The organism is Paenibacillus vulneris (assembly GCF_039543185.1).
In the GTDB taxonomy this organism is placed as follows: Bacteria; Bacillota; Bacilli; order Paenibacillales; family NBRC-103111; genus Paenibacillus_S; species Paenibacillus_S vulneris.
Window position 1 is genome coordinate 447,374 of sequence record NZ_BAABJG010000003.1, and the last position, 17,021, is coordinate 464,394.

Annotated in this window: 16 protein-coding genes; 12 read left to right on the plus strand and 4 right to left on the minus strand. The window is 50.2% G+C overall.

Features of this window, described 5'->3' with window-relative positions:
• The first annotated feature begins 102 nt into the window (after nucleotides 1-102).
• The 4 genes from ABEA66_RS03440 to ABEA66_RS03455 all read left to right on the plus strand — a co-directional run bounded on the left by ABEA66_RS03440 (nucleotide 103) and on the right by ABEA66_RS03455 (nucleotide 4,287).
• Nucleotides 103-1,443 (plus strand): sulfatase family protein, encoded by a 1,341-nt coding sequence (locus ABEA66_RS03440; protein ID WP_345586051.1) that lies wholly within the window; start codon nucleotides 103-105, stop codon nucleotides 1,441-1,443.
• 312 nt (nucleotides 1,444-1,755) lie between these two features.
• Nucleotides 1,756-2,316: an RNA polymerase sigma factor gene (locus tag ABEA66_RS03445; RefSeq protein WP_345586053.1), complete on the plus strand. Its 561-nt coding sequence runs from the start codon at nucleotides 1,756-1,758 to the stop codon at nucleotides 2,314-2,316.
• Nucleotides 2,303-3,526: a hypothetical protein gene (locus tag ABEA66_RS03450; RefSeq protein ID WP_345586055.1), complete on the plus strand. Its 1,224-nt coding sequence runs from the start codon at nucleotides 2,303-2,305 to the stop codon at nucleotides 3,524-3,526. The genes ABEA66_RS03445 and ABEA66_RS03450 overlap by 14 nt, the downstream gene beginning before the upstream one ends.
• A 62-nt stretch (nucleotides 3,527-3,588) precedes the next feature.
• Nucleotides 3,589-4,287: a response regulator transcription factor gene (locus ABEA66_RS03455; RefSeq protein WP_079912646.1), complete on the plus strand. Its 699-nt coding sequence runs from the start codon at nucleotides 3,589-3,591 to the stop codon at nucleotides 4,285-4,287.
• Nucleotides 4,288-4,397: 110 nt separating this feature from the next.
• Here ABEA66_RS03455 and ABEA66_RS03460 read toward each other — a convergent pair whose 3' ends face one another.
• A complete protein-coding gene (locus tag ABEA66_RS03460; RefSeq protein WP_377740253.1) occupies nucleotides 4,398-6,083 on the minus strand; it encodes a ribonuclease J in 1,686 nt (561 codons plus the stop codon).
• 169 nt (nucleotides 6,084-6,252) lie between these two features.
• On the opposite strand from ABEA66_RS03460, the gene ABEA66_RS03465 reads away from it, so the two are divergent.
• Complete coding sequence (locus tag ABEA66_RS03465) at nucleotides 6,253-7,152, plus strand: M15 family metallopeptidase (RefSeq protein ID WP_345586057.1); 900 nt, start codon at nucleotides 6,253-6,255, stop codon at nucleotides 7,150-7,152.
• 20 nt (nucleotides 7,153-7,172) lie between these two features.
• Nucleotides 7,173-7,751: a VanZ family protein gene (locus tag ABEA66_RS03470; protein ID WP_345586059.1), complete on the plus strand. Its 579-nt coding sequence runs from the start codon at nucleotides 7,173-7,175 to the stop codon at nucleotides 7,749-7,751.
• A gap of 61 nt (nucleotides 7,752-7,812) precedes the next feature.
• Here the strand turns inward: ABEA66_RS03470 and ABEA66_RS03475 are convergent, their stop codons facing one another.
• Nucleotides 7,813-8,826, minus strand: a complete 1,014-nt coding sequence (locus ABEA66_RS03475; RefSeq protein WP_345586061.1) for a LacI family DNA-binding transcriptional regulator — start codon at nucleotides 8,824-8,826, stop codon at nucleotides 7,813-7,815.
• A 442-nt stretch (nucleotides 8,827-9,268) separates the two neighbouring features.
• On the opposite strand from ABEA66_RS03475, the gene ABEA66_RS03480 reads away from it, so the two are divergent.
• The 6 genes from ABEA66_RS03480 (at nucleotide 9,269) to ABEA66_RS03505 (ending at nucleotide 15,499) form a co-directional block, all read left to right on the plus strand.
• A complete protein-coding gene (locus ABEA66_RS03480) occupies nucleotides 9,269-10,588 on the plus strand; it encodes an ABC transporter substrate-binding protein (RefSeq protein WP_345586063.1) in 1,320 nt (439 codons plus the stop codon).
• A gap of 297 nt (nucleotides 10,589-10,885) precedes the next feature.
• Nucleotides 10,886-11,773, plus strand: a complete 888-nt coding sequence (locus tag ABEA66_RS03485) for an NAD(P)-dependent oxidoreductase (RefSeq protein WP_144027961.1) — start codon at nucleotides 10,886-10,888, stop codon at nucleotides 11,771-11,773.
• A gap of 78 nt (nucleotides 11,774-11,851) precedes the next feature.
• Complete coding sequence (locus ABEA66_RS03490; RefSeq protein ID WP_345586066.1) at nucleotides 11,852-12,358, plus strand: GNAT family N-acetyltransferase; 507 nt, start codon at nucleotides 11,852-11,854, stop codon at nucleotides 12,356-12,358.
• Between the two features lie 243 nt (nucleotides 12,359-12,601).
• The gene (locus tag ABEA66_RS03495; protein ID WP_345586068.1) at nucleotides 12,602-13,654 is read left to right on the plus strand and encodes an aliphatic sulfonate ABC transporter substrate-binding protein; all 1,053 of its coding nucleotides are present in this window, start codon (nucleotides 12,602-12,604) and stop codon (nucleotides 13,652-13,654) included.
• A 174-nt stretch (nucleotides 13,655-13,828) separates the two neighbouring features.
• On the plus strand, nucleotides 13,829-14,602 hold the full coding sequence (locus ABEA66_RS03500) for an ABC transporter ATP-binding protein (protein ID WP_192703619.1): 774 nt from the start codon (nucleotides 13,829-13,831) through the stop codon (nucleotides 14,600-14,602).
• A gap of 30 nt (nucleotides 14,603-14,632) precedes the next feature.
• Nucleotides 14,633-15,499 carry an ABC transporter permease gene (locus tag ABEA66_RS03505; RefSeq protein ID WP_345586336.1) on the plus strand — a complete coding sequence of 289 codons (867 nt, stop codon included), beginning with the start codon at nucleotides 14,633-14,635 and terminating at the stop codon, nucleotides 15,497-15,499.
• Between the two features lie 334 nt (nucleotides 15,500-15,833).
• Here ABEA66_RS03505 and ABEA66_RS03510 read toward each other — a convergent pair whose 3' ends face one another.
• A complete protein-coding gene (locus ABEA66_RS03510) occupies nucleotides 15,834-16,394 on the minus strand; it encodes an SMI1/KNR4 family protein (RefSeq protein WP_345586071.1) in 561 nt (186 codons plus the stop codon).
• Between the two features lie 29 nt (nucleotides 16,395-16,423).
• Entirely contained in the window at nucleotides 16,424-16,960 is a 537-nt protein-coding gene (locus tag ABEA66_RS03515; RefSeq protein ID WP_345586073.1) for a 3'-5' exonuclease, read from the minus strand.
• Nucleotides 16,961-17,021: the final 61 nt, after the last annotated feature.

The following is a 17,021-nucleotide window of genomic DNA, read 5'->3' on the forward strand; positions in this document are numbered from 1 at the left end:
GGTAGGCGAATTTGACATGCCGGTTCAGCGAATCTGACATGGGACTTTGGACGATATTCCTGTACCCTATTCCTAGTAAAGGAAAAGTTTAGGGGGAATACGATGTCCAAGCCGAATATTGTGTTTATCATTTCGGACGATCACCGTCATCAGTCGCTTCATTGTGCCGGGGACAAGTCCGTACGCACGCCGAATTTGGATGCCCTTGCATCCAAGGGCACCCGTTTTGAGCAGACGCATACGATGGGCGGAAAGAGTGCAGCGGTATGCATGCCCTCCAGAGCCAGCCTCCTTGCCGGGGCGAGCGTCTTCCGCTGCGTCAAGGAGAATGCGCTGGATCCGGGGTATGTGTTGTGGCCCGAAGCGCTGCGTCAAGCCGGTTATTACAGTTATGCCATCGGCAAATGGCATAACGGCGCCGAGGCGTTCTACCGCTGCTTTGCCGGGGGGAGCCGCATCTTTTTCGGCGGGATGAACAGTCATTATGCAGTACCGCTGAAAGAATACCATCCTGGGGAAAAAGACACTCCAGGCGAAGCATACACCTTGAACGAGCATTCCACGGATATTTTTACGGAAGCGGCGGTTCAATTTTTGGAGGAATACGATCGCAGCGAGCCTTTTGCGTTGTATTTGGCCTATACGGCTCCTCATGATCCCCGGACGGCTCCGCCGGAATTTCGCTCGTTATATCATGACGAGGACCTCCCATTGCCTCCGAATGTGCTTCCGGAGCACCCGTTCGATAACGGGGAGATGTCGGTAAGGGATGAAAAGCTGGAGGCTTGGCCCAGAACCCCCGAAGCGGTTCGCAGACATCTAGGCGATTACTATGCGATGATCACCCATATGGATGACGGAATCGGGAAGGTGCTGCGCAAGCTAGAGGAACGGGGCCTAATGGAGAACACGATCGTGGTTTATACGGCCGATCACGGTCTTGCTATAGGGCAGCACGGTCTAATGGGCAAGCAAAATATGTATGATCACAGCATTCGCATTCCGCTGATCATGCAGGGGCCAGGAATCCCGCAAAGTCGCATCGTCCCGGACGTGCATCTCCAGATGGATTTTTACCGGACGCTTTGCGAGCTGACCGGAACGGAGGTTCCGGCAACAGTGGAAGGCTTGTCCTTGCTGCCCGCTATGCATGAGAAGGCTTCCTCGCAGCCGATCCGTCCCACCGTGTTCACAGCGTATAAGGACCTTCAAAGGATGGTGAAGGATGAGCGGTGGAAGCTGATTTATTACATTTCGCCGGATTCTGATCGCAAGGTTCGGGTACAGCTGTTCGACTTGAACAAGGATCCGTGGGAAACCGACGATGTATCCGGAGATCCGGCAAATCGGGGGAAAATCATCGAGCTGCATCGAGAGCTGACCGAATGGCAGAGATGGGCAGGCGACTCCCTGGAGGTACCGTTTTATCCGGAAGAAGCTTGAGCCGCATGAAGCCTATCCCGAATGAAACCTATATGAAACCATATGATGTAATGGATTTACCTCGAGGTCCTGCTTCCTGCAAGCAGGGCTTTTTTGTGATATATGCTTTGAAGCCATGGCCCCCACAGCTTAACAGGAATTTAATAGGCAGAAATGGTAACTTTTCATGCTCTTCCATCGTCTTATTCATATTGCAGGTAATTGCTGCTAGCGGCAGCAATACGGAAATTGTACATAAGAGATTCAGAAAGCATTCATTAAGGATTTTGAACTTATTAAGAGGGTGGCTCGTCCATAATTGAGGTGGCAGTATTGGAATCGGAAGCGAATTTGGAATATTTGAGATATTTATCGGCAAGCTCCGACAAGAAGGCGATATTGGAAGAGCTGATGGTCGCCTACGGCAAGGATGTTTGGAACTATGCCTTCAGCATGACGCGCAAGTGGGATCAAGCCGACGACATCACACAGGAAGTATTTATCAAGGTATACCGCAATTTATATACATTTCGTCAAGAGTCATCTGTGAAAACATGGATTTTGACCATTACCCGCAATATGACAGTGGATTACCGGCGGTCAGCCTTTTACCGCAAAGTCACCTTGATGGATTACATAGCTCCTTCGAGCACGCAGCCGGCCACCGAGCAAACGGTTATTGAGCAAATCGCGGTTAACGATATGTGGAGGATGGTGCTGAAGCTGCCGGTCAAGTACCGCGAGGTGCTGCTGCTTTACGCACACTACCAGCTGTCGATGAAGGAGATTGCACAAATCCTGGGAGTGACAGAAGGAACGGTCAAGTCGCGATTATTCCACGCCCGCAAAAAAATGGCCAAACAAAAGGAGAATCAAAGCAATGGAGCCGATTGACGACGAGTTGAAGCAGGGGATGGCTGAAGGGCCACTCATCCGGCACGGTTTTTCGGAGGCGTTAAAGAAACGGATTGGGGAGCGCATCGACGAGCAGGACCGCAAAAAGAAGAAGCAGTGGATGCCTTGGAGCGCCGGCTTATGCACGGCTCTTGCTGCCATAGCCGTATTTCTTTCTTTCCATTGGTACAGCCCGTTTAAGGAGCATACACCCGAAACCGCATGGAACGAATCGCCGGCATCCAAGCCCGCCATACCGTTATGGAATACGACGATCAAGGCGGACCCGGTCCGTTCCGCCGTCTTGATCGGCTTAAGAAAGGATCACCCGGCTTCCGGGGGGAGTCCGGAATACAGCACGTACCGTACGCTGCTGCTGGCTGAGGAGCAGGGAGAGCTTCGGAAATCGGCAGAGGGCAGCGGCATTCTGATGCCTTACAAAACGGAGTTTTTGAGAATCGTTCCGCAGCGCTTGGAGAGCGCCGGCTCAGTCTACCAGAAGCTGTCCGTTGCCGTTGCAACGGAGAAAAACGTCGCTTCGGTGTTAGAAGCCAATCCTGCCCAGCAGCAGGTGAGGCTGTCGGAGAAGCTGCTTTTCGCCGGGAATCGGTACGTTTCCGTCTCCCAAACGGTGCAGCAGGACAAGGGGAAGGACGCGCCGCGTGATTTCGTTTGGGTCAAGGATGTGGAGGATCTGACCAAAACGAAGCTGCCGGCTCAATCATTACCGGAGAATGAACCCCATGTTTCCTTGAGCAAGCTGTACGGCTCCGCACTGGCCCCGGATTTGCAGGGTGAGCAGGGCGATAGCTGGGCGATTGCACGGAAGGAGGGGCAGTGGGTACCGCAGGTTGCCTCCTATCAGGCATCACCACTTGGGCTCAACCCGGTCAAGCCGCAGCTTAAGGAGGTTGAGTTGAAGCTGCCCGATTCCGTCGTTTCCTACGACAAGCTGTCTGCAAGCTGGAGCGATATACGCCGTACCGTATCCGATGCCTTAGACGCCTTTTCTTCGCCTAACGGGGAATTGGTGGGTATTGTCACCGCGAAACATATTATCATGTATCCCTTTAAGGAACAGCTGATTCCGGCGCCGCTGTTATCCGTCAATCTGGATGCGGATGAGACCATTGTCATGATACAATGGGCTGTAGACGAGCCTTTCATTGACATATGGAAGAAGCGGGTCAGCCTGCTGCTTGGGAAATGATTTTGTAACCCAATGGGGAACAATGATAGCTAGATAGATGATTTCTTACGGGAGTAGATTAGATGAAACGAATTACGATACTGGTGGCGGATGACGAGGCCGAGATTGCGGATTTGATTGCGCTGCATCTGGAGAAAGAGGGATACCAGATCATTAAGGTTCCGGATGGGAAAGAAGCCCTGCGCGTCATTCAAACCCAGCCGATCGACTTGGCCATTCTGGACATTATGATGCCCAAAATGGACGGATATGAGGTTACCCGTCTCATACGGGAGCAATATCATATGCCCATCATATTTTTGAGTGCAAAGACGTCGGATATGGATAAAATAACCGGGCTTGTGATGGGGGCCGACGATTATATGATCAAGCCCTTCAATCCCATGGAGCTGGTTGCGCGTGTGAATGCCCAGCTTCGCCGGTATATGCAGCTGAACCGCCATTCCACCGATAACGAAGCCGTACTCGAGTCCGGCGGCTTGAGCATCTACCCGGATCAACGGAAGGTGGTGCTGTACGGGGAGGTTATCGAGCTGACGCCTAAAGAGTTTGATATTTTGCATTTGCTTGCCAGCCACCCCAAAAAAGTGTTCAGCGCGGATCATATTTTTCAGCAGGTATGGGGAGAAGCCTATTATGAGAGCGGCAATAACACGGTCATGGTTCATATTCGAACACTGCGGAAAAAGATCGGGGACGACACCAATAAACATAAACTGATCAAAACAGTATGGGGCGTTGGCTATACCTTCAATCCTTAAATCCACAGTACTTTATTTTTACACAGAAGCGCAGCGTACGGCCTGCTTAGGGGCAAGCCGTACGCTGCGCTTTCTTGGAGTAAGAACTACCATCCCGAAGCGGGATTTACTTAAATTTCCATAATGATCGGCAAAATCATCGGTCTTCGGCCTGTGTTCTCGTATAAATAGCGTCCCAAAGCATCCTTGACGCTGATTTTCAGCGAGCTCCATTGGTAAATGTTCTCGGCCTGCAATTTATTGATCGTTTCGGTTACAATGCGGTTGGCTTGATCGAGCAGAGCCTCTGATTGGCGAACATAGACGAAGCCGCGGGAGATGATATCCGGCCCGGATAAAATATGGCCCTCGGCTTTGCTTAGCGTGATGACGACGACAAGAATGCCGTCCTCCGAGAGATGCTTGCGGTCGCGCAGCACGATGTTGCCGACATCGCCAATCCCCCATCCGTCTACGAACGTGTTGCCTGCCGATACTTTTCTTGTTTGGGACGCGGCTTGATCTTGAATATCCACAACATCTCCGTTATGGAGGATGAAGATATTTTCCTTCTTGACCCCGACCGCTTCGGCTAGCAGCCGATGCTGGTACAACATGCGGTATTCCCCATGGATCGGAATGAAATAAGTCGGCTTCATCAAGGTAAGCATCAGCTTAAGCTCTTCCTGGCTGGCATGTCCCGAAACGTGCATGCCCGTGACGGAGCCGGAGCCGTAAATGACATTGGCGCCGAGACGAAATAAATTGTCGACGATTTGCGCCACATTCCTCTCATTCCCCGGAATCGGAGTCGCCGATAAGATGACGGTATCCCCCGGCAATATTTTGATTTGCCGATGGGTAGAGGAGGCCAGCCGGGCCAGTGCGGCCATAGGCTCTCCTTGACTTCCCGTACAAAGGATGGCGACCCGTTCGGCTTCCAGCCCTGCCACCTCTCCTGCTTCTACGAGCATGCCTTCGGGAATCTTTAGGTACCCAAGCTCCGAAGCGATTTTGACCACGTTCACCATGCTCCGTCCGAGGACCGTCAGCTTGCGGTTGGTCATCGCGGCCGCATCGACAATTTGCTGGAGCCGGTGAACGTTCGAAGCAAAGGTAGAGATGACTACCTTTTGCCGCGCTTTGGTGAAGGCCTCCTCTATCGATTCTCCTACTTTACGTTCGGACGGAGTGAATCCCGGGCGTTCGGAATTCGTGCTTTCGGATAATAAAACAAGGACGCCGTTCTTGCCGATCTCCGCCATCTTGTGAATATCCGGGTATTGCTCATTGACGGGGGTCAGGTCGAACTTGAAATCACCCGTATGTACAACCGTCCCCTCCGGTGTCTGGAAGGCGATACCCAGGCAGTCGGGTATGCTGTGGTTGGTTTTGAAGAACGTCGCGCGGATGGACCCAAGCTCTACTTCCGAGTTCGAGGTAATTTCTATTAATTCCGTGTCGGCCAGCAGACCGGCTTCTTTCAGCTTGATTTGAATGAGCCCTATCGTCAGCCGCGTGGCATAGATAGGCATATTGCATTGCTTCAATATATAGGGGATTCCGCCGATATGATCCTCATGACCATGGGTAACAATCAAAGCACGTACTTTGTCTTTATGTTCGATCAGATAACTGATGTCGGGGATAATCAGATCAATCCCCAGCAGGCTCTCGTCAGGGAATTTGGAGCCGCAGTCAATGACGACCATGTCGTCCTCATACTGTATTACATACATATTCTTACCGATTTCATTCACGCCTCCAAGGGCGAAAATGGACAATTTCTTCTCGCTGCTCAACAAAGTTCCCCCCATCCGTGATTCCAGCCGTTTTCATGCATAGAGTGAGCCAAGCCGGGTTCTTGTATTCGTGGCAATTAGTGGTGCGCCGCATCATATTTAAGAAAAATTTTAGATAAAGCCTAATTCTTTTTAAACGTTTTCCTCTATCCTAAATGGATATCAACGAAGGGGGAATATGGAGATGAAGAAGTGGGTGTTTCTGTTTGTCATTGTGGCGCTGCTAGGTTACGAGGCTTTGCAGCATACCAGGGAGAATGCTAATGGAAGCCCGGGGAATGCGGAAATTCCGGTCCAAGTATCTGGAGATGCTTCGAGGCAGAGGAGTGAGGGCAAGCAGGCAGATTCATCCAAGCAAGTAACGATATCCGTAGCCAAGGATCAAGTATATAAAGGAAAGCTGGTTCTCGTGAATAAAAAGAATGCCGTACGTTCGGAAGGAGAGCAGACGGATATAGTTCGGTTATACGAGCATAAAGAGCTGATCCGCGGCTTCGCTCTATTAGATAATACGATTCGACTGTCCCGGGAAGTGGCGAAAGAGTTCGGCGAAATGATGGAGGCCGCCAATAAAGACGGCGTGAATCATTTTATGATCAGCAGCGGCTATCGGGAGGAGAAGGAGCAGGACAAGCTGTTCCGGGAGATGGGCCCTGACTATGCTTTACCGGCAGGCTACAGCGAGCATAATCTCGGGTTATCGCTGGATATTGGATCGACCCAGAAGGAGATGAATCAGGCGCCGGAGGGCAAGTGGCTGCTCAAGGAGGCATGGAAGTACGGATTTATCCTCCGCTATCCGAAGGACAAGACTGCCATTACAGGCATTCAGTATGAGCCGTGGCATTTTCGTTATGTAGGCATGCCCCACAGCGCCATCATGAAGGAGAACAATATGACCCTGGAGGAGTACTTGGATTACTTGAAGGAGCAGATGACTATTACGGCCCATACGGAAGGCAACACCTATGAAATCCGTTATTATCCGTACTCCAAAAATATGAAGATTACGATCCCGGCTAACCGGAGATACGAAATTACGGGCAATAATTCGGACGGCGTGATACTCACTTTATATTTGTAAGCAGGAAGCGAGGGGCATAGATGAGATCGTTCCATCCAGGCAAAAATATTGTACTGCCGGCCGTATTTGCCGTTTATTTGTATTTGTTGACCAAGGCTATTTTATTCAAGCTCGGCCCGCTGGAGCTCGATTATCTGATCGACCGGTTCAAGCATAATTGGGAGAATCCGCGGGATATTATTAAGCGTTATGAAGCGTCCGGGAACATCATTCCCTTCAAAGAGATTACACAGGATTTGAAACAGCCTATCGATTTCCTGCAGTTTCCGCCGGATAATTTGATCGGTAATATCGAAGTCTTTATTCCGTTTGGCCTAATGGCCCCGCTGTATTTCCGCCGCTGCTGCCGTTCGTGGGCAGGGATGCTGATGACCTCCTTGTTATGGAGCGGAAGCTTTGAGATGATACAGCTGCTGCTATCGATAGGCACCTTCGATGTCGATGATATGATCCTGAATGTAACAGGAGGAATGATAGGTTACACTGTGTTCCGCATATGCAACCTGAGGCGAAAGCCCAAGGAAGCGCAGGCGGCTAAAGCCAAAAGCAAGTCTCCGCTCCGCAGGCAGCCTAACGGCCAGGGCGAGGGTGCGGGCTGACCGTGTAGAAGATGCTGTGTCTTACCATGCAAGCCCGGCTGATATACACCCGGTTGTTCGCTTACGTCTGCGGCAGGCTCCGCGAAGAATCGCGGACAATAAGCTGGGACTCCAGAATGATAACCCGGTTGTCCGTCACTTCACCGTTCTCGAGCTGATGAATCAATCTCTCGACGATAGCGCCGCCCATCTTCATCTTCGGCTGGTTCACTGTGCTGAGCTGAGGAGTGATGTACCGGCTGATGCGATTGTTGTCCACGCCGATGACGGCGAGCTGTTCCGGAATCTTGATTCCAAGTTCACCACATGCCTGATACACACCAAGCGCCATTTCGTCGTTCGCGGCATAGATAGCGGTGAAGCTGACCTTTTTCTCTATTAATCTCTTTAACGCCTCGTATCCGCCCTGCTTGTTAAAGTTCCCGTTCTCGATCCATTCGGGACGGAACGGAATATGATGCTCGCGCAGGCCCTTCAAATAGCCCTCCAGTCTCTCATAGCTGTCGATGGCATCCGCATAGCCGCTAAGAAACGCGATTTCCCGATGCCCTTGCTCTACCAAATGGTTCACGACTTCCTTCGAAAATTTCACATTGTCCGTATGAACGCACGGAACCTTATCGTGATGAATATATCTGCCGACGATGCCTATGGAATAATCCATATCGGCCCAATGGCAAATCTCCTCATCCGACATCATCGGGGTTACCAGGATCATGCAGTCAACGGTTTTATTCATGAGCAGATTGATAAATTCCAGCTCTTTTTCCTTGTTGTTCGACGTATCGCAGATAATAACCTTATATTTCATGGCATAAGCCTGATTTTCGATGCCCTTGATCACTTCTGCATAATAGGAGTTATTAATTTCCGGAACGATAACGCCGATAGCCATCGTTTTCTGGGAACGAAGATTTTTGGCGGCGGCATTCGGTTGGTAACCGAGCTCATGAATCACCTTCATGACCCTGTCCTTCGTCTTGGAGGTGACATTGTTGTTATTATTTAGAACCCGGGATACCGTAGCGGGGGAGACGCCGGCTTTGGCGGCCACATCGACGATTTTTATGTCCATTCTCATCTACCTTAGTACAGATTTTTATTCTGAGAAGACTATAACCTATAAAGAAATCGATTGCAATACTCATCATTTCATAGAATAGGAAGGAGTCGATTGTTGGATTAAGCTGAACAAACCGGATATAGTTGGAAATTTATTCGAAAATAGTGCTCAGTCAAATGCGGATTAATAAAATCGATTTCAGTTCATTTAAACAGAGACTCCATTAGAGTTTATTTTTATAAACCGGCTAAAATTCAATAAAAATCGTGCTTTATCATTTTTTGTTTGACAATATTTCCAGCTGCTGAGTATAATACATCATGAAATCGATTTCAGTACTTATAGCTTTATTGCATTAACCTCTTAGTGCAGGCGGGTACCCATCATATCTATTCATTGAAGCTTCATCAATATGAAAGCGGTTTATTGGATCGTAAAAAGGGAGGGTCATATCATGAAAAAGGTTACAATGGCAGTGGCAGGAACGCTTCTGCTCGGGTCGATTTTGTCCGGATGCTCCGGTACCAAGCAGGAGCCGGCGTCGTCAACCGGTGATGCAGAGGCTGCGGCGAATATGAAGCCGGTGGACTTATATTTTTATCATAACGGGAATCTTTCCGAAGAGCAGTTTCAAAAACAATATGGAGATTACATAAAGCAAAAGCTGCCGAATGTTACGGTGAAATTCGTGCCCAAAGACAAGACGGTCAGCTTGGCGGAGATGATTACGAGCGGGACGACGAAGGTGGATATCTTCATCGATTCCATAGGACAAATCGGGTTGAAGGGCTCGCTTCTGGATATAGGGCTGAACCAGGATTTATCCGATCTGGTGAAAAAGCATAATGTAGATCTAAGCCGGTTTGAACCGTCGACGATCGATGCTATCAAGGTCATGGGCGGTCTATATGGCCTGCCGATCAGCAATAGTACGCTGGTGTTGATGTACAATAAGGATATTTTTGATAAATTCGGGGTGGAATACCCTAAAGACGGAATGACTTGGGATGATTTGGCGGCTTTATCGCAAAAGCTGACTCGAAGCGATAACGGCGTCAATTACGTCGGTTATACGACATCGATCAATCACTTTTTAAGACTGAACCCGCTGTCTCTTGCCAATGTCGATGCCTCCTCCAAAAAAGCGACGCTGGAAACGGATGCATGGAAAAAGCTGCTTCAGGAAACCTTGATGAAGCCGATGCAATCCGAAGGCTACGGCCCAGTGCTTGAGGATTTGAAGAAGCAATGGTACAAGATTCCGTACATTGACGAGTTCTCCAAGGCCCGGAATGTCGCTATGTTCAGCTTCATGTACGGGGATTACGACTGGACCCGCGAGATGAATTGGGATGTGACGGCACTGCCTACCTTCAAGGATGCTCCGAAAGTCGGCAGTCAATCCTATCCGACTTATATGTTTATCACTTCGACCAGCGAGCATAAGGATGAGGCGATGGAGGTCGTGAAGCTGTTTATCAGCGATGAGTACCAGACGCAATTTTCCAAGTCAGGCGGCATTACGATTCTGAAGAACGATGCGATCAAGCAGGTGTTCGGCCAGGACACGACCATGAAGGATAAGAATATCAAGAATGCCGTATTCAGCAACACCTTCGCGCCGGCGGCGGCCAAAACCCGATACGATACGTTTGTAGAGGATGCCATTCGGGGTCAAATTACCGATCTCTTGTTAGGCAAAACCGATGTGAATACCGTACTTCGAAACGGTCAGGAGCAGGTTAACAAGAAGATTGAATCCGAGACCAAGTAACGTGATAGCAGGAGCACCACCGATGATGACCAGGGACTTACTGGCTTATCTTGCGGGAGTGCCCTGCTTTTTATTTCGCGCATCCATTGATCAGTCCGGCATGGTTATTGATTAGGTCATAGCTCCTTAAGTTGACAACGCTTTGCAGCAATGTTAGGTTGGAAACAGGCATTCTTCAAGCATTTCATGATTGGTTTTGTCGACCGTACCGATGGAGACATTGTTTCTTTCTGCAGTGGGAGAGGGATGTCTTTTCTCTATATGATCTGAATCTCGAATGGAAAAGGGGACCTTAGCTTGGAAAGAACAGCGCAAAATACGGTTGTCGGTTTTATTGGCACAGGAGTGATGGGTAAAAGCATGGCGGGCCATCTGATGAACAAGGGCTATAAGCTCCATGTATACAGCCGGACGAAGGAAAAGGCTGAATCCTTGGTCGCCCAAGGGGCCGAGTGGCATCAGACGCCTTCCTCGCTGGCACCTTTATGCGACGTGATCATTACGATGGTCGGTTATCCTCATGACGTCGAAGAGGTCAGCCTCGGTGAGCAGGGAGTTATTCCTCATGCCAAGCCGGGAACTATTGTTATAGATATGACCACCTCCAGTCCTTCTTTGGCAAAGCGCATTGAGGCGGAAGCGCTGAAGCGGGGGATTCTTGCACTAGACGCTCCTGTCTCGGGAGGAGATGTCGGGGCAAGAGAAGCGCGGCTCTCCATTATGGTTGGCGGAAGCAAGGAGGCCTTCGATCAGGCGCTGCCTGTGCTGGAAGCAATGGGGACGCAGATCGTTCACCAAGGACCTGCCGGTTCCGGGCAGTTTACGAAAATGTGCAATCAAATCGCCATTGCCTCCAATATGATGGGCGTATGTGAAGCCCTGATCTATGCACAAAAAGCGGGACTCGATCCTTCTACCGTGTTGAAAAGCATCCAATCGGGAGCGGCGGGAAGCTTCTCCCTGAGCAATCTCGCTCCGAGAATGCTTAACGGGGACTATGCCCCCGGCTTTTATGTGAAGCATTTTATCAAGGACATGCAGATTGCGTTGGACTCCGCGAAGGAGATGAAGCTGGAGCTTCCGGGATTGGCGCAGGCCCGCGCGTTGTACGAACAGCTTGCTCAGATGGGCGAAGAGGATAGCGGTACCCAGGCCTTGTTCAAGGTATATCAGCAGCAGCTGTAAAGCCATGGAGAGAACTCGGGGCGGGAAGCGGGACAGGCTTCTTACGAGCTCTGTGGCAGGATACAAAGAGGTGATCTTATGGAACCTGTTTTTACCCAAGTAAAAACGGAGGAAGAAGTTACGGACTTGGCTCGGCTGGCAGCGGAAATTTGGAATGAATATTTTATAACCATCATATCCCGGGAACAAATCGATTATATGGTGCAAAAATTTCAATCCTACCCTGCCCTGACCGATCAATTGAAGCATCAAGGCTACGAATATTACTTTATGAAGCTGAACGGCTCCAACATTGGCTATATGGGAGTAAAGCAAGAAGAGGGCAAGCTGTTCCTAAGTAAATTGTATATCCTGAAGGAGCATCGCGGCACAGGGTTTGCAAGCCGGGCCATGGAATTTTTGGTCGAGCTGTGCCGCAAAAGGGGCTTAAGCGCGATATGGCTCACCGTCAACCGCTATAATGATGCGACGATTGCGGTGTACGAGAAGAAGGGCTTTAAAAAGCTGCGCACCCAGGTTGCGGATATCGGAAACGGGTTTGTGATGGACGATTACATTATGGAGAAAGAAATCCGTCCGGTTTAATTAATAAGGGTGACCTGCGAGAGGGCTGTTGCGGAACAGCGGCTCTCTTGCAGGTTTTGTTTTTATTTTAAATTCCTAGTTGACACATTGGAATTAGTGGCATTATGATATAGGAAGATCACTGACGTAAATCTTCATATCCTTTTTGCCGATCGGAAAACCGAAGGCCTTATTGTTAATTCACAAAGGAGCAGTAAGGTTTTTTTGCGTTAATCATGAGATGGATCGGAAAGAGGAGTACTTATGAGAAGAGTAAAATGGGTGTCTTTTGTTATGGCAGTTATATGGGGAATGATGCTGCTTGCAGGCTGCGGCAGCTCACAGGGCGCGGAACAAAACGGCAAGACCGGCAACAGCGCAGGGCCTGCCGGAGCAAGCTCCAAGGAGCCCTTGGTCGTCAATATCGGCATTCAGCAAAGCATATGGCCGATCCTGCTTGCCAAGCAGAAGGGCTGGTTCGAGGAAGAATTCGCTAAGGCCGGCGCCAAGGTCAATTGGGTGGAATTCCAAAGCGGTCCTTCCTATTTTGAAGCGATTGCCTCCAATCGGCTGGATTTCGGGAGGGTTGGCGACCTGCCGGTGATTTCCGGCCAAGCGGCCGATGTACCGTTCAAGGAAATCGCTGCGGCCAGCTTCGGCTCCAAAGGAAATGCCATTCTGGTGAAAAAGGATAGTCCGATCAAAACGATTCAGGACTTGAAAGGGAAGAAAATCGCGTTTGCCAAGGCCAGTTCGGCCCAGACGGTTGTCTATAAAGCGCTGGAGAAGGCTAATCTGAAGCCGGCCGACGTACAAATCATTTCGCTTCAGCCGGATGAAGCCCAGCCTGCCTTTGAAACCGGCTCCGTCGATGCCTGGGCCATCTGGGAACCGTTCATGTCCACCCAGAAGGTGCTGAATGGAGCACGGGTATTGGTGGACGGAACGGCTTTGGATGCCAAAGGCGCAGGCTTTCAGATTGTACGCACCAAGTTTGCCGAGGAACACCCTGATCTGGTGACACTGTATCTGAAGGTGGAGGAAAAGACGCAGCAATGGCAAAAGCAGCATCTGGAAGAGGCGATAGACGTCTACGCCCAGCTGAAGAAGGTCGACCGTGAAATTATTCGGCAGGTCATTGAGAATACGGAGCCTACCAATATGCCGATTACAGATGAAATCATCAAAATTCAGCAGGAAACGGCCAACTCCATCTATGAGCAGGGGGCCATTAAGAAGAAAATCGATACGTCCAAGGTCGTAGACAACCAATATATTACTAAAGCGTTAGAGCAGTATAAGGCTGAACAGAAATAGCTGTACCAAGAGGCCGACCTTCAGCTTGTGTCAAAAGGCTGGCTCATGGTTAAGCAGCAGTCAACCGGAACACCGGAGACTTCCTGAAGCTGTCGCAGGTCCGTTCGCGGACCCGGGCGGCTATGGCGGGGAGTCTCTTTTTTGTATAAGTCAAGTCCCGGGAGGAGATTATGAATGACCCATACGCTCGAAATTCACGGACTATCTAAACAATTCGCCGCTCCGCAAGGCCCCGTCCAAGCGCTGAATCAGATTGAGCTTCATGTGAAGCAAGGCGAATTCATCACAGTCATCGGCCCCAGCGGCTGCGGCAAAAGCACTTTATTAAAAATTATAGCGGGTCTGGATACGGCCTATACGGGGACGGTGCTGCTGGAGAACCGTCCTGTGGACCGCCCGAGCATCGATAAAGGCTTTATTTTTCAAGAGCACCGCTTGTTCCCTTGGCTAACCGTCGAGAAAAATATTGCGGCCGATCTGCGGCTTAGCGATCCGGAGGTCCGGCGGCAGGTGGATGAGCTGATCGAGATTGTCCGCCTCCGAGGGTTCGAGAAGGCTTATCCGCGGGAGCTGTCGGGAGGGATGTCCCAGCGGGTAGCCATCGCGAGAGCGCTGCTGCGCAAGCCTAAGGTGCTGCTGCTCGATGAGCCCTTTGGTGCGCTGGACGCATTTACGAGAAGCCACTTGCAGGAGGTCCTGCTTGATATTTGGCAGCAGAACAAGACGACGATGATTCTCGTCACGCATGATATCGACGAAGCGGTCTTTCTCGCTAACCGGGTCGTTATCATGAATGCCCGGCCCGGCACCATTCGCAAGATTATTCCTGTGGATCTTCCTTTTCCAAGAAAGAAGACGACATCGTCCTTCCAGGAAATGCGTCATAAGGTACTGAATGAGTTTGAGCGCGTGGATGAGCTGGAGCTGGTAGACAGCTCGGGCATTTAACAAACATTCGTAGAAGGGGTGAGTGCAATGATGCATTCGACAGGGACGATAACCGGCTCAGCCGGCGCCGAGGCGATTGGAGGCCAGCCGGAGCAAGTAAAGGGAAAGGATGCGGCGGCAAGGCGAAAGCGAAACGACAAATGGGCGATCGTCATTCGAGGGTTGATTTTGCCGGTTTCCGTATTAATCGTATGGCAAATCGCGGGCAGCCTGGAGCTGATCTCCAAGACGCTGCTTCCGACTCCGTTAGCCATACTCCAGGCTTTTATCGATCTGATCTCCTCCGGAGAGCTGTTCAAGCATTTACAAATCAGCGTGTACCGCGCTGCGGTAGGCTTTTTGCTGGGTGGCGGTTTGGGGCTGCTGCTCGGGTTAGTGAGCGGCCTGTTCCGGAGAGCGGAAGAAACGCTGGACCCTACGGTTCAGATGCTTCGCATGATTCCGCACTTGGCCATTACTCCGCTGTTCATCCTCTGGTTCGGCTTTGGGGAGCTGTCCAAAGTGTTGCTGATTGCCAAAGGCGCCTTTTTCCCTTTATATGTAAATACGTTTCTCGGAATCCGCAGCGCTGATTCAAAGCTGTTCGATGTAGCCCGCATCCTCGAATTCAGCCGGTGGAATCAAATCACGCGCCTCGTGATTCCGGCTGCGATGCCGAATCTGCTGCTTGGCTTAAGGCTATCTCTCGGCGTTGCCTGGTTAGGGCTGGTCGTTGCCGAGCTGATGGGGTCAAGTGAAGGGATCGGGTACCTGATTATGGATGCCCGTCAATTTTCCCAGACACAGATCGTGTTTGTCGGAATCATCATTTTCGCTATCGTGGGCAAATTGACCGATTCCTTGGTCCGGCTAATGGAGAAGAAGCTGCTCAAGTGGCGCGACAGTTATAATGGTTAATTCAATAACATAGAGCTGGGGAAGCGGAGGTGCTTTCCCTCTTGAATTATTAATCCATTTCGAGGTTAAAGCCCCAACTGCTGGGGTCAGGTTGTTGAAAAACCCTATCATACGGAAAAATGCGAAAGGTGGTAAGTGGGGTATCTCCTATAGGAGCGATAGCGTTCGCCTTTGTTCTCGGGAAATTCCCGCTATAGAGCAAATTTAATCAAAGTTTCCCGAGAACAACAGCGACCGGAAGGGGATACCCCACTGGGGGACCGAAGCAATTTTTCAGATTTTCAGGTTTTCCAACAGACTCGCCCCACTTTGTGGGGTTATTTCGTTTGGGGCTCTACACCCAACGCCGATCCATCTCTTCATCCATCGAGGTTCTTCCCGTGCACAGCTCAAGAAAGGATTCGGCGACAAGAACACATCCGTCATAATCGAGATACCCGGAATGCGCGACAAGGATCGGATACTCGTTATTGTTCCTTTCTTCCCGCATATCAAATAGATAGTGATTCCCGCAGCCATCCATGCCAAAAGAAACGGCATGCTTCATGTATTCGGGCAGCTCGTAAGCCAGATTGTATTCCCGGAGCTGATCTGTGCCAAAAAACTGAAAGAACCTGTCGCCGTTCTGAAATTCCCCGCCATTGGAATAGCGCAAGAAATCAAGATAGTTGGCAGGAAACGCCTTCTGCGGCAGCTTCCATGAAGCGGGGTCGAACGGTTTGTACTGATCGTACAGCTCATGTCCTGCAGGAAACGGATTTCGTTGTCTGCCCGCAATCTCAGCCATCTCTTGCTCGGATAACGCCGCATTCCAGGCTGTAACAAAACGGTCAAGCTCATTCTCGTCAGCTGGCGGTCTTTTGACATGCTCCAGTTCAAATACATGGTACCACAAAGATGCTCATCCTCCTGTTTCCGATAGACTCAGCTAAACTCCAGCTTATCAAATAACCGGACAAAAATCTTCGCAATATTTCTGGCGTCATCGATCCCCCGGTGATGTTGGCCCTCCATAGGCAAATGCAGCATTTGAAGTGCCCTCTCCATACCGACGCCCCGATCACGGCCGATCATTTTACCATGCTGATGCTTGATGCTGATGTGGTGCTTCAGCCAATCCGTGCTTAGACTGTGCAGCTTACAGTCTTTAATTAGCTGATTCTTATCATAGAGACCCCAGGAGCAGAGGTAAAAGGGCCCCGGACCAATCCAATCCTGGAACGCGCGGACACCTTGGGGAAAATAAGGAGCTGCTTGAACATCCTCTTGGGTAATAGAGGTTAGTGTCTTGCAGAAATCAGATAACCAGGGGTTCAACACAGGCTTGATGAAGGTTTGGAATTCATCTATCCGTTGAAGCTGCTGATTGAGCTTGACCGCTCCAATCTCAATAATTTCATTCGGTTTGCTTCGGTCGTTTTCCCAGCAGGTGGCCTCTAAATCAAAAATAATGTAGTTCATGTCCTATTCATCCATTCTATTAAATGTAGTTAGGAATGATAGTACAATAAAGCGGTCTAAA